Origin of the sequence: Mycolicibacterium stellerae (assembly GCF_003719305.1) — a bacterium.
Taxonomy (GTDB): domain Bacteria; phylum Actinomycetota; class Actinomycetes; order Mycobacteriales; family Mycobacteriaceae; genus Mycobacterium; species Mycobacterium stellerae.
In genome coordinates, this window is sequence record NZ_RARC01000041.1 from 24,730 (window position 1) to 44,642 (window position 19,913).

19 protein-coding genes are annotated in these 19,913 nt (G+C 65.8%); 8 read left to right on the top strand and 11 right to left on the bottom strand.

Translation table 11 applies throughout. The features are described 5' to 3' along the window. The 4 genes from secF to D6M19_RS31110 all read left to right on the top strand — a co-directional run bounded on the left by secF (window position 1) and on the right by D6M19_RS31110 (window position 5,892). Window positions 1-1,278, top strand: a complete 1,278-nt coding sequence (gene secF / locus D6M19_RS31095) for a protein translocase subunit SecF (RefSeq protein WP_123029147.1) — start codon at window positions 1-3, stop codon at window positions 1,276-1,278. 3 nt (window positions 1,279-1,281) lie between these two features. After that, window positions 1,282-2,922, top strand: a complete 1,641-nt coding sequence (locus D6M19_RS31100; protein WP_123029148.1) for an ABC transporter substrate-binding protein — start codon at window positions 1,282-1,284, stop codon at window positions 2,920-2,922. A gap of 10 nt (window positions 2,923-2,932) precedes the next feature. After that, window positions 2,933-3,460, top strand: a complete 528-nt coding sequence (locus D6M19_RS31105; RefSeq protein WP_123029149.1) for an adenine phosphoribosyltransferase — start codon at window positions 2,933-2,935, stop codon at window positions 3,458-3,460. Window positions 3,461-3,528: 68 nt separating this feature from the next. Then, window positions 3,529-5,892, top strand: coding sequence for a RelA/SpoT family protein (locus D6M19_RS31110; RefSeq protein ID WP_123029177.1), 2,364 nt, complete (start codon window positions 3,529-3,531; stop codon window positions 5,890-5,892). On the opposite strand, the gene D6M19_RS31115 is transcribed toward D6M19_RS31110, so the two are convergent. Genes D6M19_RS31115 through D6M19_RS31125 form a run of 3 tightly spaced genes read right to left on the bottom strand, consistent with a single transcriptional unit; the run spans window position 5,876 to window position 8,789 of the window. Continuing rightward, window positions 5,876-6,904 (bottom strand): SecDF P1 head subdomain-containing protein, encoded by a 1,029-nt coding sequence (locus D6M19_RS31115; protein WP_123029150.1) that lies wholly within the window; start codon window positions 6,902-6,904, stop codon window positions 5,876-5,878. The two genes, D6M19_RS31110 and D6M19_RS31115, sit on opposite strands and share 17 nt — an antisense overlap. An 8-nt stretch (window positions 6,905-6,912) precedes the next feature. Then, complete coding sequence (locus D6M19_RS31120) at window positions 6,913-7,899, bottom strand: peptidylprolyl isomerase (RefSeq protein ID WP_123029151.1); 987 nt, start codon at window positions 7,897-7,899, stop codon at window positions 6,913-6,915. A gap of 5 nt (window positions 7,900-7,904) precedes the next feature. Beyond that, window positions 7,905-8,789 (bottom strand): peptidylprolyl isomerase, encoded by an 885-nt coding sequence (locus D6M19_RS31125; protein ID WP_123029152.1) that lies wholly within the window; start codon window positions 8,787-8,789, stop codon window positions 7,905-7,907. Between the two features lie 107 nt (window positions 8,790-8,896). Here D6M19_RS31125 and D6M19_RS31130 point away from each other — a divergent pair, with 107 nt between their 5' ends. The 3 genes from D6M19_RS31130 to D6M19_RS31140 are packed head-to-tail and all read left to right on the top strand — an operon-like array spanning window position 8,897 to window position 11,861. Beyond that, window positions 8,897-9,610 carry an MBL fold metallo-hydrolase gene (locus D6M19_RS31130; RefSeq protein WP_123029178.1) on the top strand — a complete coding sequence of 238 codons (714 nt, stop codon included), beginning with the start codon at window positions 8,897-8,899 and terminating at the stop codon, window positions 9,608-9,610. Then, a complete protein-coding gene (gene hisS, locus D6M19_RS31135; protein ID WP_123029153.1) occupies window positions 9,607-10,866 on the top strand; it encodes a histidine--tRNA ligase in 1,260 nt (419 codons plus the stop codon). The genes D6M19_RS31130 and hisS overlap by 4 nt, the downstream gene beginning before the upstream one ends. Next, complete coding sequence (locus tag D6M19_RS31140; RefSeq protein WP_123029154.1) at window positions 10,857-11,861, top strand: amidohydrolase family protein; 1,005 nt, start codon at window positions 10,857-10,859, stop codon at window positions 11,859-11,861. Before hisS ends, D6M19_RS31140 begins: the two co-directional genes overlap by 10 nt. Here D6M19_RS31140 and D6M19_RS31145 read toward each other — a convergent pair. The 7 genes from D6M19_RS31145 to urtA form a co-directional block, all read right to left on the bottom strand. After that, window positions 11,856-12,893 (bottom strand): MBL fold metallo-hydrolase, encoded by a 1,038-nt coding sequence (locus D6M19_RS31145; RefSeq protein WP_234835135.1) that lies wholly within the window; start codon window positions 12,891-12,893, stop codon window positions 11,856-11,858. The two genes, D6M19_RS31140 and D6M19_RS31145, sit on opposite strands and share 6 nt — an antisense overlap. Before the next feature lie 80 nt (window positions 12,894-12,973). Further along, window positions 12,974-13,501, bottom strand: a complete 528-nt coding sequence (locus D6M19_RS34605; protein ID WP_206428684.1) for a hypothetical protein — start codon at window positions 13,499-13,501, stop codon at window positions 12,974-12,976. 123 nt (window positions 13,502-13,624) lie between these two features. Further along, complete coding sequence (gene urtE / locus D6M19_RS31155; protein WP_123029156.1) at window positions 13,625-14,317, bottom strand: urea ABC transporter ATP-binding subunit UrtE; 693 nt, start codon at window positions 14,315-14,317, stop codon at window positions 13,625-13,627. Continuing rightward, a complete protein-coding gene (gene urtD, locus D6M19_RS31160) occupies window positions 14,317-15,141 on the bottom strand; it encodes an urea ABC transporter ATP-binding protein UrtD (RefSeq protein ID WP_123029157.1) in 825 nt (274 codons plus the stop codon). The genes urtE and urtD overlap by 1 nt, the downstream gene beginning before the upstream one ends. Further along, entirely contained in the window at window positions 15,138-16,274 is a 1,137-nt protein-coding gene (gene urtC / locus D6M19_RS31165) for an urea ABC transporter permease subunit UrtC (protein WP_234835136.1), read from the bottom strand. The genes urtD and urtC overlap by 4 nt, the downstream gene beginning before the upstream one ends. Then, a complete protein-coding gene (gene urtB / locus D6M19_RS31170) occupies window positions 16,271-17,155 on the bottom strand; it encodes an urea ABC transporter permease subunit UrtB (protein WP_123029159.1) in 885 nt (294 codons plus the stop codon). Before urtB ends, urtC begins: the two co-directional genes overlap by 4 nt. Before the next feature lie 7 nt (window positions 17,156-17,162). Continuing rightward, complete coding sequence (gene urtA / locus D6M19_RS31175) at window positions 17,163-18,428, bottom strand: urea ABC transporter substrate-binding protein (protein ID WP_123029160.1); 1,266 nt, start codon at window positions 18,426-18,428, stop codon at window positions 17,163-17,165. Window positions 18,429-18,642: 214 nt separating this feature from the next. Between urtA and D6M19_RS31180 the strand changes: the two genes are divergently transcribed. Next, window positions 18,643-19,041 (top strand): Rv2576c family protein, encoded by a 399-nt coding sequence (locus D6M19_RS31180; protein ID WP_407665428.1) that lies wholly within the window; start codon window positions 18,643-18,645, stop codon window positions 19,039-19,041. A gap of 19 nt (window positions 19,042-19,060) precedes the next feature. On the opposite strand, the gene D6M19_RS31185 is transcribed toward D6M19_RS31180, so the two are convergent. After that, window positions 19,061-19,912, bottom strand: coding sequence for a hypothetical protein (locus tag D6M19_RS31185; RefSeq protein WP_123029161.1), 852 nt, complete (start codon window positions 19,910-19,912; stop codon window positions 19,061-19,063). Window position 19,913: the final 1 nt, after the last annotated feature.

Below are 19,913 nucleotides of genomic sequence, written 5' to 3' on the forward strand. Positions count from 1 at the left end.
ATGGCCAAGCGCACTTCTGACGTGACCGAATCCGGCGCCGTTGAGGCACCGGATCTCGAAAGTTCGGCGGTCGACGCGCCCAAGCACGGCTTCTTCGTACGGCTCTACACGGGCACCGGTGCTTTCGAAGTCGTCGGGCGCCGCAAGCTGTGGTACACGATCAGCGGTGTGATCGTCGCGGTCTGCATCGCGAGCATGGTGTTGCGCGGCTTCACGTTCGGCATCGACTTCGAGGGCGGTACCAAGGTGTCGATGCCCGCCGCGGGTGTCACCACCGAGCGTGTCGAAGAGGTGTTCAGCCAGGCGCTTGGCAAGGACACCGAAACGGTTGTGATGGTCGGCAACGGCCCGTCGGCGACAGTGCAGATCCGGTCCGAAGCGCTGAACAACGACGAGACGACCAAACTGCGCGACGCGCTGTTCGACGCCTTCCAACCCAAGGGGCTAGACGGCCAGCCCAGCAAGCAGGCCATCAGCGATTCTGCGGTATCGGAGACCTGGGGCGGCCAGATCACCAACAAGGCGCTGCTGGCGCTCGTGGTCTTCCTGGTGCTGGCGGCCACTTACATCGCCGTGCGTTACGAGCGCTATATGGCCATATCGGCAATGGCGACGCTGTTTTTCGACCTGGTCGTCACCGCCGGTGTGTACTCGTTGGTCGGCTTCGAGGTCACCCCGGCCACCGTGATCGGCCTGCTGACCATCTTGGGGTTCTCGCTCTACGACACCGTCATCGTGTTCGACAAGGTCGAGGAGAACACTCACGGCTTCCAGCACACCACCCGCCGGACCTTCGCCGAACAGGCCAACCTGGCCATCAACCAAACCTTCATGCGGTCGATCAACACCAGCCTGATCTCCGTGCTGCCGATCCTCTCCCTGATGGTGGTCGCGGTGTGGCTGCTCGGGGTCGGCACTCTCAAGGACCTTGCGCTCGTGCAGCTCGTCGGCGTCATCGTCGGTACCTACTCGTCGATCTTCTTCGCCACCCCGCTTCTGGTCACCCTGCGCGAACGCACCGAGTTGGTCCGTACCCACACGCGCCGCGTGCTCAGCCGTCGTAAGCCGACAGCCGAAAGGTCCCGCAGGGCGCCAGAGACCACGGCGCCCGACGACGACACCGACGCCGAACAGGAAACCGTCAGCGCCGTATCTTCGGCCCCGGCGACGGGCAAGCACGCGGTCGCGGACAAGCCCGTGCCTGGCGCGCGGCCGATCAGACCGACGACCAGCAGAACCGGTCGGCCCGCGGGTAAGCGGAACACCCGGCGGCGGTAGTCCATGAGGGCCCGCTTGCGGGGGACCGCCGTAGCGGTGACAGTCGCGCTCGGCTGTGTTTTTGGCGTGTCATCCTGCTCCGACAGCCCGGCAGACGAGATCACCTACGCCATCGACGGGACGCTGAGCACCTACAACACCAACACCGTCCTCGGTGCGGCGTCGGGCGGTCCGCAGGCGTTCGCGAGGGTGTTGACCGGATTCAACTATCACGGTCCCGACGGCCAGATCGTCGGCGATCACGACTTCGGCACAATCGCGGTTGTCGGCCGTGCGCCGCTGGTTCTCGACTACGTGATCAGCGACAAGGCGGTTTACTCCGACGGTAAGCCCGTCACCTGCGACGACCTCGTCCTGGCCTGGGCTTCGCAGTCCGGCCGGTTTCCCGGCTTCGAAGCGGCCAACCAGGCCGGCTACCGCGAGATCGCCACCGTCGACTGCGCGCCCGGCCAGAAACGGGCCAGGGTGTCGTTCGCCGCCGACCGCGGGCTTGTCGATTTCGGCCAGCTGTTCGCCGCCACGTCGCTGATGCCCGCCCACGTCATCTCCGACGAACTCGGCGTCGACGTCACCGCCGCGATCATCAACAACGACGGCCCGACCATCGACCGCATAGCGCAGGCGTGGAACAGCACCTGGAACCTCACACCCAACCTCGACGTGAAGCGGTTCCCGTCGTCGGGGCCCTACAAGCTCGAGTCGGTCAGCGACGACGGCGCGGTGGTGCTCGTCGCCAACGACAAATGGTGGGGTGCAAAGCCCGTCACCAACAAGATCATCGTCAGCCCGAGAGGCGCCGACGTCCAGGACCGCCTCAACAACGGCTCTGTGGACGTCGTCGACGTCGCCAGCGGTTCGTCGGGTGTGCTCAACATGCCCGAGGACTACACCCAGGCCGACAGCCCGTCCGCAGGCATCGAACAGCTGATCTTCGCCGCGCAGGGTCCGATGGCCGCGCCGCAGGCGCGCCGGGCGCTCGCTCTGTGCACACCCCGGGATGTGATTGCACGCAACGCCGAGGTGCCGATCGCCAACACCCGCCTCAATCCGGTGACCGAGGAAGCGGTAGGAAGCGCCGAGGCCGTCGGGGCCGATCAGTTCGTCGCGTCCAATCCCGGCGCCGCGCGCGACGCATTGGGTAATCAGCCGTTGGCCGTGCGGATCGGATACCAGACCCCCAACGCGCGACTCGCCGCGACAGTCGGGGCGATCGCCAAATCCTGCGCGCCCGCGGGCATCGCCGTGCAGGACACCAGTTCTGGAACAACCGGTCCGTTGACATTGCGCAACAACGAGATCGACATCCTGCTGGCAAGTACCGGTGGGTCCACCGGCAGCGGATCCACCGGCTCGTCGGCAATGGACGCCTACGACCTGCACACCGGCAACGGCAACAACCTGTCGGGCTACACGAATCCGCAGATCGACGGCATCATCGACGCGCTCGCGGTGACCGCCGATCCCAAGGAGGTGGCTCGACTGCTCGGCGAGGCGGGACCCATCCTGTGGGCCGACGTGCCGACGCTGCCGTTGTACCGTCAGCAGCGCACTCTGATCACATCCAAGAAGATGTATGCGGTGAGCAGTAATCCCACGCGGTGGGGCGCGGGGTGGAACATGGACAGGTGGTTGCTGGCGACATGAGTCCCGACGCATGAGCACCGAGGTGACAGCCGTCATCGAGTCGCTGACCCGCGAGGTCGCCGACTTTCCCGAACCGGGGATCCAGTTCAAGGATCTGACGCCGGTACTCGCCGATCCGCGGGGTCTGGCCGTCGTCACCGCAGCGCTGGCCGAGCTCGCCGCCGGTGCCGAACTTGTCGCGGGCATCGATGCCAGGGGCTTCCTGGTCGGGGGTGCGGTCGCCAACAAGCTCGGGATCGGGGTGCTGGCCGTGCGCAAGGCGGGCAAGCTGCCGCCGCCGGTCTACAGCGAGACCTACGACCTGGAGTACGGTTCGGCGACGCTCGAAGTCCCCGCCGACGGCATCGACCTGACCGGCCGCAACATCGTGATCATCGACGACGTGTTGGCAACTGGCGGCACCCTTGCGGCCACGATGCGGCTGCTCACCGCCGCCGGTGCAAACGTCACCGGCGCCGCGGTCGTCCTCGAACTGGCCGCCCTCAACGGCCGCGACCTGCTCGAACCGCTGCCCGTCAACAGCCTGCACATCATCTGAGGCGATATCCTCGAAGTCTGGAGCGCCGATGAGCGCTTGCGCGCCGAGCAGGGGACCGGGAGGTGACGATGGCTGAAGAGCGGGGCACCGGCCAGGCTGTGCAATCACCACCGGTGCCAAGCGAGGGTCCGGAGACCGCACCGATGCCCGTGCCGGTGCCCGACACTGCGAAGACCTCCACCTCACGGCGGGTACGCGCCAGGCTGGCGCGGCGGATGACGTCGCAGCGCAGCGCGGTGAACCCGGTGATCGAGCCGCTGGTCGCGGTTCATCGCGAGTTCTTCCCGAAGGCCGACCTACCGCTGCTACAACGCGCCTACGAGGTGGCCGAACAGCGGCACGCCGACCAGATGCGCCGCTCGGGCGACCCGTACATCACACACCCCCTTGCGGTGGCGAACATCCTGGCCGAACTCGGCATGGACACCACGACGTTGGTGGCCGCCCTGCTGCATGACACCGTCGAGGACACCGGCTACACGCTGGAGGCGTTGACCGCCGACTTCGGCGACGAGGTGGGTCATCTGGTCGACGGCGTCACCAAGCTGGACCGGGTGGTGCTCGGCACCGCCGCCGAAGGCGAGACCATCCGCAAGATGATCATCGCGATGGCCCGCGATCCGCGGGTGCTGGTGATCAAGGTCGCCGACCGCCTGCACAACATGCGCACGATGCGGTTCCTGCCTCCCGAGAAGCAGGCCCGCAAGGCCCGCGAGACGCTGGAAGTCATTGCGCCGCTGGCTCATCGGCTTGGCATGGCGACCGTCAAGTGGGAGCTCGAAGATCTGGCTTTCGCCATCCTGCACCCGAAGAAGTACGAGGAGATCGTCCGCCTCGTGGCCGACAGGGCACCGTCGCGCGACACCTATCTGGCCAAGGTTCGCTCCGAAATCAATGCCACGCTGGCGAAGTCGAAGATCACCGCCATCGTGGAGGGTCGGCCTAAACATTACTGGTCGATCTACCAGAAGATGATCGTCAAGGGCCGCGACTTCGACGACATCCACGACCTCGTCGGAATCCGCATCCTGTGCGACGAGATCCGCGACTGCTATGCCGCTGTCGGCGTGGTGCATTCGCTGTGGCAGCCGATGGCAGGCCGGTTCAAGGACTACATCGCCCAGCCGCGCTACGGGGTGTACCAGTCGCTGCACACCACCGTGGTCGGCCCGGAGGGCAAGCCGCTGGAAATCCAGATCCGTACCACCGACATGCACAACACAGCCGAATACGGCATCGCCGCGCACTGGCGGTACAAAGAAGCCAAGGGCCGCAACGGGGTACCGTCGGGCAACAGCGCCACCGAGATCGACGAGATGGCGTGGATGCGCCAACTCCTCGACTGGCAGCGGGAGGCCGCCGACCCCGGCGAGTTCCTGGAGTCGCTGCGCTACGACCTCGCCGTGCAGGAGATCTTCGTGTTCACGCCGAAGGGCGACGTGCGAACCCTGCCGACCGGGTCGACGCCGGTCGACTTCGCGTATGCCGTCCACACCGAGGTCGGTCACCGCTGCATCGGGGCACGCGTCAACGGCCGACTGGTCGCACTCGAACGCAAGCTGGAAAACGGCGAAGTCGTCGAGGTTTTCACGTCCAAGGCGCCCAACGCGGGGCCGTCGCGTGACTGGCAGCAGTTCGTGGTGTCGCCGCGGGCCAAGGCGAAGATCCGGCAGTGGTTCGCCAAGGAGCGTCGCGAGGAGGCGCTGGAGTCAGGCAAGGACGCCATCGCCCGCGAGGTGCGCCGTGGCGGACTTCCGTTGCAGCGCTTGATGAATGCCGAGTCGATGGCGGCACTGGCCCGCGAGCTGCGCTATGCAGACGTCTCGGCCCTCTACACCGCCGTCGGCGAGGGCCATGTGTCGGCGCGGCATGTCGTGCAGCGGCTGGTGGCCCAGCTCGGCGGCGACGACGAGGCCGCCGACGAGTTGGCGGAGCGGTCTACCCCTGCGACGATGCCGGTGCGCCAACGCAGCAACGAGGACGTCGGGGTGGCGGTGCCGGGGGCTCCCGGCGTGCTGACCAAGCTGGCCAAGTGCTGCACCCCCGTGCCGGGTGACAACATCATGGGTTTCGTCACCCGCGGGGGCGGGGTCAGCGTGCACCGGACCGACTGCACCAACGCGGGATCGCTGCAAGAGCAGGCCGAGCGGATCATCGATGTGACATGGGCGCCGTCGCCGTCGTCGGTGTTCCTGGTCGCCATTCAGGTGGAGGCCCTCGACCGGCACCGGCTGTTGTCGGACGTGACGCGCGTGCTCGCCGATGAGAAGGTCAACATTCTGTCGGCGTCGGTGACGACCTCAAATGACCGCGTCGCGATCAGCAGGTTCACCTTCGAGATGGGTGATCCCAAACATCTGGGCCATGTGCTCAACGTGGTGCGCAACGTGGAGGGTGTCTACGACGTCTACCGCGTCACCAGCGCCGCCTGAGATACACCGACGCACCGACGACGACCACGGTGACGGAGATGCCCGCCCCGATCACGATGACCCGCATCAAGTTGACAGACGCCGTCTGCGGCAGCGTTGCCTCCGTCGACGATTCGTATGACAGGGTGAGCGGCAGCGCGCCGCGGTTGAGCGCATCGGCCAGCGCCCGCGCGCTGTCGGCATCGAATTGTCCGGTGATCTGAGTGCGGCCACCGGGAATCTGATCCTGGATCTGCGGAGCGCGCAGGACACGGGTGTCGATGGTGAATGCCGTCTGGGTGCCGATGTGTTTGGCGGTGTAGTCCGCCCATGTGCGCGCGGCAGCCTCATCGAATTGCAGCTCGACGAAGTATTGGCCGCGGTCGGTGTCCCGGCCTGAGCTGGCATTGGTGATCTCGTCGCCGCTGATGATCGACTTGTCCAGCAGGTACACCTCCTTTCCGTCGGTCGAGCAGGTGATCAGCGGCAGGTTCGGGTCGTCGTGACCGGCCAGGTCGTCGTCGTCACCGCATCGTGTTGCCTGGAACTGAAGGCCCAGGAGTTGGATCGTCTGTTCGGTGCTCTGCCGGAGGTCCCGCTCGTTGGCGATGACCTGCGCCGGGTCGCTGGGGGGCGCGGGCACCGGCGACGGTGGCGGCGGTGCAGCCTCGGCCGGTATGGCGTGAATCACCGGGCGGATGTGCAGCTTTTTCGTATCGCCGGGACCGACCACGTCGCGCAGGGCGTCGGGATCGAGACCGTGACCGGGATACGTGGCGATCACGTCGTTTGCGTCCACCGCGACGCCGACGTCGGACATGCCACGGTCGGCCAGGCTGGTTTCGACGACACGCGCCGCCTTCGCCATGGCGTCCGGGGATGGCGCCGACCCGTCGCGCGCCTGCGCCGCGAACGTCACGCGGGTGCCCGCCCTGCCTGACCAGATGTCCCTGGTGAGGAATACCCCCGCCAGGTATCCGAGGACCAGCACGGTGGACACCACAATCACCGTCAGCCGCACAGGCTTGGCCACGGATGCTCCTAGTCCAGTCGCACCGATTCGATCGTCACACCCATCGCGGGCTTGCCGTCCTCGCCTGCGCCGTCCACTCCGGCGGCGGCGACCTTGTCCAGCGTGGCGAGTCCGGTGGCGTCGATGGTTCCGAACGCGGTGTAGGTCGGCGGCAGCATCGAGTCGGCATAGACACAGAAGAACTGGCTGCCGTTGGTACCGGACCCGGCGTTGGCCATCGCCAGCGTCCCGCGTGGGTACATCACCGGCGTCTTCAGCGCGGGGTCCGACAGCCGGTATTGGTTGGTCGGGTACTCGTTGGCGAACCGGTAACCCGGCCCACCCGTTCCCGTGCCGGACGGGTCGCCGCACTGCAGCACGCCGAGCTGCGGGCTGGTGGTCAGCCGGTGGCAGGTGGTTCCGTCGAAGTACCCCTGCTGGGCCAGGCTCGCGAAGCTGTTGACTGTGCACGGGGCCTTGCCGTTGTCGAGCTGAATGCCGATGTCGCCCCGGTTGGTGGACATGCTCGCGCTCACCTGCGCCGGATCGGTCGGGACCCGGCCCGAGCGGGGGGCCCTGTTGGGCTTGCTGGCAGGTTCGGTGGTGGCCGGATACGCGCAACTGGCGCCGACATTGGGCGGCGGATCGAAGTCCGGTAGCCCACCGTCCGGTGTCATCGGTGCCGCGGTGACGTCGGGGTAATACCGCGACTCGTCTTCCAGGTGGCGCGCTACAGCGATCGTGAACCAGACGACGGCGGCCATCACGACGATCGTGCCGACGGTGATCAGGTAACTGATCACCAGCCCGGCCACCGCGAGCCCGTGTCCCTCTTCGCCGGTGCGCTTGATCTGCGACAGCGAGATGTGGCCGAAGATGATGCCCAGCGGTGCGAACACGAACGCGCAGATCAGCGACGCGATCGCCATGCCGTTCGTCGGGCGCGGCCGCGGATAGCCGTACGGGTCGTACGGCGGCGGATAGCCCCCGTACGGCGGCGGCACGGGCGTCGTCATGCCGGTCAGTCCAGCGCGATCGATTTCACCGTTACCGGGGTGGCTGGCTTGCCGTCCTGGCCGCCGCCTTCCACGCCGGCGGCAGCGATTTTGTCCAGCGTCGCAAGGCCGGTGTCGTCGATCTTGCCGAACACCGTGTAGCCGGGCGGCAGCTGCGAGTCCTTGTAGACAAGGAAGAACTGGCTGCCGTTGGTACCTGGCCCGGCGTTGGCCATCGCCAGCGTGCCGCGCGGGTAGGTCACCGGGTTCTGAAGCTGCGGATCGTCGGGCTGAAACTGATTGGTCGGGTATTCGTTGGCGAATTCGTAGCCGGGGCCGCCGCTGCCCGAACCGGTCGGATCGCCGCACTGCAGGACCGACAGCCCCGGGCTGGTGGTCAACCGGTGGCACTGGGTGTCGTTGAAGTAGTTCTGCTGAGCCAGGCTGGCGAAGCTGTTCACCGTGCACGGCGACTTGGCGTTGTCGAGCTGGATGCCGATGTTGCCCTGGTCGGTGGACATGCTGACGCTGACCTCTGCGGGGTCGGTCGGAACCTGACCGGTACGAGGCGGCTTATTGGGCTTGCTGGCCGCCTGGGCGGCCGGGTACTGGCAGTCCTTGCCGAGGTCCGCGGGCGGTTTGAACGGCGGCAGCTGCCCGTCGGCGACAGGCACCGGTTCCGTCGGCGCCGCCGACGAGCCGCCGGGCGTGGAGGAGGTAGCGCTCGCCGCGCTGTCGGAGTCGCTGCGGGTGAAGAAGAAGGCCGCCACCCCAGCCACCACTGCGACAACAGCCACCGCAGAAGCAATGATCGTGTACAGCCTGCGCCTGCGTGCCTGTGCTTCCCGTCGCTCCAGTTGTCGCTCGAGTTTGCGCTTCGCTGTCGCCCGCCGCTGTTCGTTGGTCGGCACCGCCGTGGTCCTCCTCATGTGCTGGTAAGTCCGCAACGAGTGTGCCAGCAGTAGCTGAGTGCGGGCCAAGAGGCTCGCCAACAGCGGGGGATGGGAAAATGGACGACGTGTTCCTCACCGGATTCCCGGCCGGCATGTTGGCCTGCAACTGCTATGTGCTGGCGCAACGTGCCGGGGCGGACGCAATTGTCGTCGACCCGGGCCAGCGGGCCATGGGGCAGCTTCGCCGGATTCTGGACGAAAACCGGCTCACGCCCGCGGCCGTGCTGTTGACGCACGGCCACATCGACCACATCTGGTCGGCGCAGAAGGTCGCCGACGCCTACGGCTGCCCGGCCTACATCCACCCCGAGGACCGCTTCATGTTGAGCGACCCGATCAAGGGGTTCGGGCGGGGTTTGATCGGGGGCTTCGCCACCTCCGCGTTCGGCGCGCTGTTCCGCGAACCCAAGCAGGTGGTGGAACTGGACCGCGACGGCGACAAGATCGACATCGGCGACACCAGCAGCATCACCGTGACCATCGACCACACGCCGGGCCATACCCGCGGTTCGGTGGTGTTCCGGGTCGAGGGGGATGTGCCGCGCCCGCGAGGAGCGGAAAATGCCAGAGAGATCGCCTTCACCGGGGACACGCTGTTCCGCCAGTCGGTCGGCCGCACTGACCTCCCCGGGGGCAGTGGCCGAGACCTCCTCGGGTCGATTGTGACAAAACTGATGGTGCTCGACGACGACACCGTGGTACTACCTGGGCACGGCGAGACGTCGACCATCGGCTTCGAACGCCGAGCCAACCCATTCCTCGAAGGTTTGACTTTGTGAATCAGTTCCAGGCGCCCAAGGGCGTGCCCGACTACCTGCCCCCGGAGTCCGCGCAATTCGTCGCGGTGCGCGACGGTCTGCTGGCCGCCGCACGCGGCGCGGGCTACGCCGACGCCGAGTTGCCGATCTTCGAGGACACCGCGCTGTTCGCGCGCGGAGTCGGGGAGTCAACGGATGTGGTCAGCAAGGAGATGTACACCTTCGCCGACCGGGGAGACCGCTCGGTGACTCTGCGGCCGGAGGGCACCGCAGGTGTGATTCGCGCGGTGATCGAACACGGACTTGACCGCGGCGCGCTACCGGTCAAGCTCTGTTATTCGGGGCCGTTCTTCCGGTACGAGCGTCCGCAGGCGGGCCGTTACCGGCAGCTGCAGCAGGTCGGGGTGGAGGCCATCGGTGTCGACGACCCGATGCTCGACGCCGAGGTGATCGCGGTCGCCGACGCCGGCTTCCGATCGCTTGGTCTTGACGGGTTCCGGTTGGAGATCACCTCGCTTGGCGATGACAGCTGCCGACCGCAGTACCGAGAACTGTTGCAGGACTTCCTGTTCAAGCTCAACCTCGATGACGAAACCCGTCGACGCGCGCAGATCAATCCGCTGCGGGTGCTCGACGACAAGCGGCCACACATCAAGGAGATGACCGCCGACGCGCCGGTCATGCTCGACCACCTTTCCGATACCGCCAAGCAACATTTCGACAGCGTTCTGGCGCACCTCGATGCGGCCGGGGTCCCGTATGCGATCAACCCGCGGATGGTGCGAGGGCTGGACTACTACACCAAGACCACGTTCGAGTTCGTCCACGACGGCCTTGGCGCGCAGTCCGGCATCGGCGGCGGTGGGCGCTACGACGGGCTGATGGCACAGCTCGGCGGTAAGGACCTGTCGGGCATCGGGTTCGGGCTCGGCGTCGACCGCGCGGTGCTGGCGTTGAAGGCCGAGGGCAAGACGATCGGCGACGGTGCCAGGGTCGAGGTGTTCGGTGTGCCCCTCGGTGAGCAGGCCAGAGCGCGACTGTTTGTGCTCGCCGCCCAGCTTCGGGCGGCGGGCGTACGCGTCGATCTCGCTTTCGGCGACCGCGGCATGAAGGGTGCCATGCGCGCAGCGGACCGATCCGGCGCGTCGATCGCGCTGGTGGCGGGTGACCGCGACATCGAGGCGGGCACCATCGGCGTGAAGGACCTGTCGACGGGGGAGCAGGTCGACGTGCCCGTCGATGACGTTGTGACGGAAGTGCTTTCGCGGTGTCGTTGATCACGCTCGAGGAGCATTTTGCGTGGGATCCGGCGAGCGCCGACAATGTTGTCGCCACATGGTTGCAGTCCAACAATCCTGTCGGATACCAGCGGTTGTACGACAGGGGTCCGCTACGTCTCGAGCAGATGGACGCCGCCGGTATCGATTTCCAGATCATGTCGCTGTTCGACCCGGGTGTTCAGGAGGAGACCGACATCGGGCGCGCGATCGACCTCGCCCGCCGCGCCAACGATGAGCTCGCCGACACCGTGCGGGAGAATCCGAACCGGTTCGGTGGTTTCGCGACGCTTGCGACCCAGGATCCGGCCGCAGCGGAAGTCGAACTCGATCGTGCCGTCACCGAGCTCGGCCTGGTCGGTGCGCTCATCAACGGGCATTGTCAGGGCCGCTATCTCGACGACCCTGCGTATGAGGGGCTCTTCGGCCGCGCCGAAGCGTTGGGTGCACCGGTATACCTGCACCCCACGACACCGCATCCTGCGGTGATGGCGGCGTGGTTCGCTCCGTATGTCGCCGACGGCCTGCACCTGGCGTCATGGGGGTTCGCCGCCGAGGCGGGCACGCACGCCCTGCGGCTGATCTACTCGGGTTTATTCGACAGGTTTCCGAGACTGCAGATGATCATCGGCCACCTCGGCGAGATGCTGCCGTTCGCCGCCTATCGCATCGACCGCTACTACGGGCTCGGCGGTGAAGGCGGTTCCAGCCGCGGGCTGCAACACCTGCCGTCGGAGTATCTGCTCAGGAACTTCTACGTCACGACGAGTGGTAATTTCTGCCCGCCCGCTTTCGCGTGCACGCTCGACGTGATGGGCGCCGACCGGGTGATGTTCTCGGTGGATTATCCGATGGACGACAACCAGGACGGCGCGCAGTTTCTGGCGTCATATCCGATGGACGACGCCACGCGTCGGAAGGTCAGCTCGGAGAACGCGGTTCGGCTGTTCGGCGATCGGATTCCCGCTTACCTGGGCGCCGACGGCGGATCATAATTCGAAGACCTGCCCGTCGCGGGCGACGGTGATCTTGCCCGAGTAGTGCTTTCCGACGGCGTCGAGCCAATCGGACTCGGGTAGATCGGTTGGCGAGTAGTGGCTCAGAATCACGTGCTTTGCGTCGGCGGCTGCGGCGACCTCGCCCACTTGCTCCGCCGAGGTGTGCGAGCTCTTCAGGTAGTTCGGGGGGAACCTGTTGTGGTAGTACGCATCATCGAGGCTGAACTGCGCCTCGTGCACGAGGATATCCGTGCCCCCGGCCAGCGCGATGAGGTTGTCCGACTTGGTGGTGTCACCCGAGAAGGTAACGGATACACCGGACTTCGCCAGATCGAAGCGAAAGCCGAACGCCGGGTACACGTCGTAGTGGGCTACCAAGGTAGCCGTCACCGCCACGTTGTCATCCGTGACGACGGGAAACGGGGCGGTCCTCGGCGACCTGTTGCGGTAGTCCGATCCCGGTGGCACCGCGATCTCGGTGACCTTCGCGAGCTTCTGGATGTCGTCGGTACCCATGTCGCGGATGAAGATGTTGTCGGTGTACGCGAAGGCCTGCTGCAGCAGTGCGGTGGTGGCGGCCAGTCCCGGCGCCGGGTCCTTTGGATTGATCGTCGCGGGATCAGAGTTGCCGACCCGGCTCGGCGGCAGCCCGCCCGCTGGGCCTGGGCCGTAAATCGTCACGGGGGCTTTCCCCTTTGCGGCCGTGTAGCCACCCGAGAGGAAGAAGCTGAAGTAGTCGACGATGTGGTCGGTGTGCAGATGGGTGATGAACAAGCTCTTCAGATCGTCAAATCGCAAGCCCGCGTTGGTGAAAGCGTTCAGAGAGCCAAGGCCGCAGTCGATCTGGTAGAGGTCGCTACCGATCTTCAGGGTCGACGATATGCCGGTCTTGCCCGGAACCGGTGGCGGCCCGGCTTGAACACCCAAGGTGATGAGCGCATCATCGGGCAGCGTGTGAGGCGACTCTTGTGGGGCAGCCGAACTACAGGCCGACGTGCCGAGAACGGCTCCGCCGACAAGGGCGCCCATCGAGGCCGTCAACATAGACCGTCGCGAGATCCCCCGATGGCCGTGGGCGCAACCGCATGCCGCGGGCTCGTTCACCGTCGTCACGATCCCTTGGCCGTCGCGGTCAGTATCTGGTCGATGTTGCCGATTCCGCCGTCGAACGGGTTTCCGCGCTTCAGAACGAGGGTTCCGCCGGGGGTGATCGCCACCAGTTTCGGTGAGCTCGAGCCGATCTGGAGTTGTCGCGCGAAACGCACCTGGTTCAGCTGCACCAGCGCACCGCCGCGGTAACTGAACAGTCCGAGCTTGCGGTCGATGACGGCGACTGGGCGGCATTCCTTCAACGCCTGCCTGCGGCGCTGCCGCATTTTGCGCACCACCAGAAATGTCAGCACGGCGAACACGAGCCCGACAGCCAGGAAGATCGCACCCAGTGTCCGCGACGGCATGTCTGCGATCAGTGCGACAACGCCGAAGCCGCCGACCACGAGGGTGATCACCCCAAGCACGAACGCGAACGTCGCCAGCGCGCTGGTACGACGGTCGATGACCAGCACCCGACGTCCGTCGTCGGTGACTAGCAATCCACCCGTATCGGCGAGAATCTGCGGCTCTGTTGGCGTGGTCACGCCTGCAGCATGCACACTCGCGGGCCGCGAGCGCGCGCATTTGTACAGAAATCGACGGCGTGTCGTGTACAGACACTCCCCCTAGTAACACGGGGAGGTGCCCCCCGCTCGCGGTGCGTCGGGTCAGATGGCCATTGCGGCGCGGACGTCTTCCTCGGACGCCGAGCCACCGGTACCGCTCGACGTGACGCGGCCCGACTCCAGGATGTAGTAGTTCTGCGACGACTCGAGCGCGAAACCGATGTGCTGCTCAACGAGCAGGACACCGAGGTCGCCGCGCTTGGTCAGCTCGGTGATCACCGACTCGATCTCGGCGACCACCGACGGCTGGATGCCCTCGGTCGGCTCGTCGAGAATCAGGCACTTGGGGCTGGTGATCAGTGCGCGTGCGATTGCCAACTGCTGACGTTGTCCACCGGACAGCAGCCCGGCTCGCCGGGTCAGCAATTCCTTGAGCGCAGGAAACAGGTCGAGTTGCGCGTCGATCAGCTGCCTGCCGTTCTTCCTGCCGTCGGCGACGACCTGGAGGTTCTCGGCGGTGGTCAGCTGGCCGAACGACTGCTGGCCCTGCGGCACGTAGGCCAGGCCGCGGGCCACCCGCGCGCTCGGCCGCAGCTTGGTGATGTCCTCGCCGTTGAAAACCACCTCGCCCGCGGTGCATTTCAACAGTCCGACCGCCGCCCGCAGCAGCGTCGTCTTGCCCGCCCCGTTGTGGCCCATCACCGCGGCCACCCCGTCGGAGGGCACCTCGATGCTGACGCCGTGCAAGACTTCCGAGCGACCGTAGCCTGCACGTACATCGACAAGCTGAAGCACTATGAGCTCTCCTCGATAAGTTCGTCGGGAATACCGTCCGCGCCTGCCGCCGCCGTGCCCAGGTAGACCTCCTGGACTTTGGGATCGGCCTGCACCTCGGACACGGACCCCTCGGCGATCACCTTTCCGCGGGCAAGCACAGAGACCGACGTCGCGAAGGCGCGCATGAAGTCCATGTCGTGCTCGACGACGACGACCGTGCGCTCACCACCGATGCGACGCAACAGGTTCCCGGTCTCCTCGCGTTCCTCGGCGCTCATGCCCGCGACGGGTTCGTCGAGCAGTAGCACGTCGGCGTTCTGCACGAGCAGCATGCCGATCTCCAGCCACTGCTTCTGCCCGTGTGCCAACACCCCCGCGGGCTTGTCGGCCAGATCGGTCAAACCGGTTGTCTCCAGAGCCTCTTCGATCGACGGCAGGACCCCCTTGCGGCGGCGCAACAGTGTCCATGCCGAACGGCCCGCGCCCGCCGCGATGTCCAGGTTCTGCAAAACGGTCAGTTGCTCGAACACGCTGGCGGTCTGGAAGGTGCGGCCGACGCCCCGCCGGGCGATCTGGTGCACTTTCTTGCCAAGCAGTTCCACACCGGATTTGTTCACCGATCCGGTCGCGGGTACCAGACCGGTGATGGCGTCGATAACCGTGGTCTTGCCGGCGCCGTTGGGCCCGATCAGAAATCGCAGATCGCCCTGGAACAAGGTGAGGTCGACATCGCTGACTGCCTTGAACCCGTCGAAATCGACTGTCAGGCCGCGGACTTCGAGGTACTGGGTACCCATGCCGACGTTGCCGCCATGCGTCGGTTCTGTCTCGGTAGTGGTCATAAGCCCGCACCCACCTTTTCCGTCTCGGATTCGGGGGATGGCGCCTCTTCGGGCCGTTCCTTGCGCCGACGCCGCAACCGCGCGAACAACGCACCAAGCCCTGCGAACCCGGCCGGGAAGAATCCGACGACGACGATGAACAACAGACCCTGTGCGTACGTCCACTCCGACGGAAAGCGTTCGGAGAACAGCGTTTGCGCCCACGCCACACCGATGGCGCCGAGCACCGGCCCGAGCAGGGTGGTCCGTCCGCCGATCGCCACACCGATCAGGAACGCGATCGAGGGCAGGATGCCTACCTGCGAGGGCGCGATGAAGCCGACGATCGGCGCGAACAGCGCACCCGCGATGCTGGCGAACAGCGCGGCGACGGTGTAGGCCACCACCTTGATGTTGGCCGGGTCGTAGCCGAGGAAGCGCACCCGCTCTTCGCCGTCGCGGACCGCCACCAACAGCTCGCCGTAGCGGCTCTGCATCAGCTGGCGTACCACCGCGACGACGATCAGCAGTGTCCCCGCCGCGATGAAGTACAGCATCCGCCGGTTGGCCGGATCGTTGAGGGTAAACCCGAAGAATGTGCGAAACCTGTTGAGCCCGTTGCTGCCTCCCAGGCCGGTCTGGCCGACCAGCAGGATTGCCAGCGCCGCGGCGAGCGCCTGCGACAGGATCGCGAAGTAGGCGCCCTTGACTCGCCGCTTGAACACGCCGAAGCCCAGCGCGGCCGCGACGGCCGTCGGCAGCGCGACGATGGCCAGCAGGGTGAAGGCGGGGGAGGCGAACGGCTCCCAGTACGACGGTAACTCGCGCACCCCCGCGATCTGCATGAAGTCGGGCACCTCGTCGCCGCGCAGCTGCGCGTCGGCGATCTTCAGATGCATGCCCATCATGTAGCCGCCGAGTCCGAAGAAGACGCCCTGACCCAGCACCAGCATTCCGCCACGACCCCACGCCAGCCCGATACCGACCGCCACGATCGCGAAGCACAAGAACTTGCCAAGCAGGCTGAGCCGGAAGTCGGACAGCGCGATCGGCGCGATCCCGAAGAGCGCTACCGCAGCCACACCGAAGCCGGCCCACGTCTGCCAACGGCCCAGCACGCCTGCGGACGTGAGGAGCGATTTGGTCCCAGTCACGCGAGGCTCCTTGTCCGGACGGTGAACAGGCCTTGCGGCCGCACCTGCAGGAAGATCACGATGATGACGAACACGATGACCTTGGCCAGCGACGCTGTGGTGTTGTACTCGATGAACGAGTTGAGGAAGCCCAGCGCGAACGCCGCGATCACGGTGCCCTTGATCTGGCCGAGGCCGCCGACCACCACGACGAGGAAGGCGTCGATCAGGTAGCTCTGTCCGATCGTCGGGCTTGTGGAGCCGATCAGTGTCAGCGCGACGCCGGCCACCGCCGCCAGTCCCGAGCCGATGAAGAAGGTCGTGATGTCGGTCTTGCGCGACGAGATGCCGCTGGTCTCAGCGAGATCCCGGTTCTGCACGACCGCCCGGATCCGTCGTCCCATCGGGCTGACCTTCAACACGATGGCCAACACCGCAACGCACACGATCGCCAACGCCAAGATGAAGATGCGGGTCTTGGGCACCACCGCGCCCAGGATCTCCATCCCGCCCGACAGCCACGCGGGGGCGACCACGTTCACCGCAGGTGCCCCGAAGATGTCGCGGGCCACCTGCTGCAGGATCAACCCGACGCCGAACGTCACAAGCAGGGTGTCCAACGGCCGGTCGTACATCCGCTGGATCAGGCTGGTTTCCAGCAGGGCGCCCATCGCGCCGCCGATCAGAAAGCCCACGACCAGCGAGATCAGCAGCGACGCACCTGCACTGGTCACGATCTGTTGCACCACATAGGCGGTGTAGCAGCCGGCCATGATGAACTCGCCGTGCGCCATGTTGATGACGCCCATCTGGCCAAAGGTCAGCGACAACCCAAGAGCAGCCAGCAACAGGATCGAACCGAGGCTCAATCCCGTTGCCAGCTGCCCGATTACAGCTTCCATACCGTAATCAGCCGGAGAGGCCTGCGGCCCACGGGTACGACTTCAGGTACGGGTCGGGCTTGATCGGCCCAGGTGATTCCCAAATCGTGTAGATCAATCCGTCGGCCCGGATCTCGCCGATGCGCGCGGTCTTGGTGATGTGGTGGTTCTCGCCGTCGATCGTGACCAGACCCTCGGGCGCATTGAACGTCACGCCGCCCGCATTGTCCTGAATCGCCTTGACGTCGAACGACTTCCCCTTCTCGACGGTGTTCTTCCACAGGTACACCGACACATAGGCCGCCTCCATCGGGTCCGATGTCGGCTTGTTGGCTCCGAACTTGTCCTTGTAGGCCTTGACGAACGCCTTGTTCACCGGGTTGTCGACGGTTTCGTAGTAGTTCCACGCTGTGAGCTGACCGGTGATGTTCTGCACACCGATGCCACCGACCTCCTCTTCGGCGATCGACACCGACACCACCGGCATTGTCTGCGGCGTCAGCCCCACGTTCTTGTACTCACGGAAGAACGCCACGTTGGAGTCGCCGTTGAGGGTGTTGAACACCGCGTCGGCCCCGGCCGTCCTGACCTTGTTGACGATCGTCGAGAAGTCGGTCGAACCGAGTGGCGTGTAGTCCTCGCCCTTGATTTCGATGCCGTTGGCCGTCGCGTACGCCTTGATGATTCGGTTGGCGGTCTGCGGGAAGACGTAGTCGCTGCCTACCAGATACAGCGACTTGATGCCCTTCTGCTTGAGGTAGTCCAGCGCGGGCACGATCTGCTGGTTGGTGGTTGCGCCCGTGTAGAAGATGTTCTTCGACGACTCGAGGCCTTCGTACTGCACGGGGTAGTAGAGGAGGGAGTTGGCGCCCTCGAACACCGGCAGCATCGCCTTGCGGCTCGACGAAGTCCAGCCGCCGAACACCGCCGCGACACAGTCGCTGCTGATCAGCTTCTCGGCTTTCTCGGCGAACACGGTCGGCTCAGAGGCGCCGTCCTCGCCGACGAGCTGGATCTGCTTACCCATCACGCCGCCGCCGGCGTTGATCTGCTCCACAGCGAGGTCGATGGCGTGCCGAACGGTGACCTCGGAGATCGCCATCGTCCCGGAAAGCGAGTTCAGGGCGCCGACCTTGATCGTCGGTCCTGAGGTGTCCACGCAGGATTTGGCGCTTGTCGCGTCGGTTTCGCTGGCCTTGCTGCCGCAGCCGGACAGCAGCAGCGAGGTTGCGACGACCATGCTCCCCGCTGCTAGGGCCGACCGTTTCAACGACGAGCGGGGTGGGAGTCGCATGGACTGCCTTTCGGTAGGTCAATCGGGGTATGCACGAGCGTCGAGTCGGCACGTTAGAGCGCCGGTGTTTCTCTGAAATGTCTGTGTGTGACGAACTGATTAATGCGTAGCTCGTATTCGAATCGTTTGCCGATGTAACGGTCGGCCGGCGACAGGCGATGTGTCGGTAGTGTCTGTTACTACGGAAGAGGGGTACGTAGATACCATGCGCAATGTGAAAGCCAAGGCCGGTGCTGTGGCGGCTGTCGCCCTCGCAGTGGTGGCATCGGCACCCGCGACGTCCAGCGCCGAGCCGCCGGTTCCCAACGTCAAGTACATCCTCACGTCGGAAACCGGTGCGACCCTGGAGGTTAGCTATCTGGCAGTTCAACCTCCGAGCATGGAGGCGTACAACGCCGACGCATACGCGTTCCTGAAGAGGGAAGAGGTTTCTACGCCCTGGGAGTTCACCACCACGCTCGAGGACCCGCAGTGGGCGTTCTTGCAGACGGGCCGCGCCGGTCACGGCGGGCAAGGCAACCCACGTCCACATTGCGAGATAGTTGTCGATGGTCAGATCGCGGTGTCGGATACCCAAGACTCTGCGGCGTTCTGCAAGCTGAGCCGCTGGTGACCATCGGCGCTGGAACCGGTTAGAGCCCGCTCGCCAGCTGAAGCTGGGCCTCCGGCGTATCGACGAACACCACGCGGTTGTCATCGCCTGGCGCGGTGACGATCTCGAGTTCACCGAACCGGCTCGCCGCCTTGCTGACCAGGCAGACGTTCGCAGTCACCGGCGAGGTGGCGCTGACGAGCGGATGCGCGCGCTCCATCGGAAAGTCGCGGGTCCCGACGACGAGATTCTCGCGCGCACGCACTGCCAGCACGCGGTCCGGCGTCTCGATCAACGCCCCCGCCACACCGTCGTCCTCGAAGATCAGCTTCAGCAACCGCACCTCGGTCTCGGGCCGCAGGCCCTGATCGCTGGCCTCGGATCGCAGCCATTCCCGCAACGACAAGGCAGGCAGATTGGGGCTCAACTCGACCGATCCGACGACGGCCACTTCGACTTTGTCGCCGCGGGCACAGCTGCGCATTTGCGTCATCTGGCGTTTGGTCACCCGGTTGTAGACGAGACCGCTGGCCGCCGCCGCGCACCGGTGTGCCCATTGCTCGAGCGCCGCGCCGAAGAACGGCTCGACGGCTGCCCGGCGGTGCGGGCGAGGTGGCACCGTGTCTTCGACGGCGCGTACCGGCCAGAAGCTGTGTGCGCGCCCGGCTCTGCCGAAGGCGTAGTCGAAGCCGGCGAGGTGCTTGGTCGTCGGCCCGTCCCCGCCCCGGTAGCTCAACGTTGCGGCCAGGTCACCGCCGCCCGCGGACTCCGATATGCCTAGATAGACGTCGAGATCCGCGTTCGCGGCGACCAGTCCTGCGGCGAGCACCCCACCCTCGGCACCGATGCAGACGATGTCGACCTCGTGGTCCCATTGTGTTTCGGTGAACATG

Coding starts and splice junctions, on each gene's coding strand:
- secF (WP_123029147.1), top strand. CDS start 1: ATGGCCAAGCGCACTTCTGACGTGACCGAATCCGGCGCCGTTGAGGCA.
- D6M19_RS31100 (WP_123029148.1), top strand. CDS start 1,282: ATGAGGGCCCGCTTGCGGGGGACCGCCGTAGCGGTGACAGTCGCGCTC.
- D6M19_RS31105 (WP_123029149.1), top strand. CDS start 2,933: ATGAGCACCGAGGTGACAGCCGTCATCGAGTCGCTGACCCGCGAGGTC.
- D6M19_RS31110 (WP_123029177.1), top strand. CDS start 3,529: ATGGCTGAAGAGCGGGGCACCGGCCAGGCTGTGCAATCACCACCGGTG.
- D6M19_RS31120 (WP_123029151.1), bottom strand. CDS start 7,899: ATGACGACGCCCGTGCCGCCGCCGTACGGGGGCTATCCGCCGCCGTAC.
- D6M19_RS31145 (WP_234835135.1), bottom strand. CDS start 12,893: ATGGGCGCCCTTGTCGGCGGAGCCGTTCTCGGCACGTCGGCCTGTAGT.
- urtD (WP_123029157.1), bottom strand. CDS start 15,141: ATGACCACTACCGAGACAGAACCGACGCATGGCGGCAACGTCGGCATG.
- urtB (WP_123029159.1), bottom strand. CDS start 17,155: ATGGAAGCTGTAATCGGGCAGCTGGCAACGGGATTGAGCCTCGGTTCG.
- urtA (WP_123029160.1), bottom strand. CDS start 18,428: ATGCGACTCCCACCCCGCTCGTCGTTGAAACGGTCGGCCCTAGCAGCG.
- D6M19_RS31185 (WP_123029161.1), bottom strand. CDS start 19,912: ATGTTCACCGAAACACAATGGGACCACGAGGTCGACATCGTCTGCATC.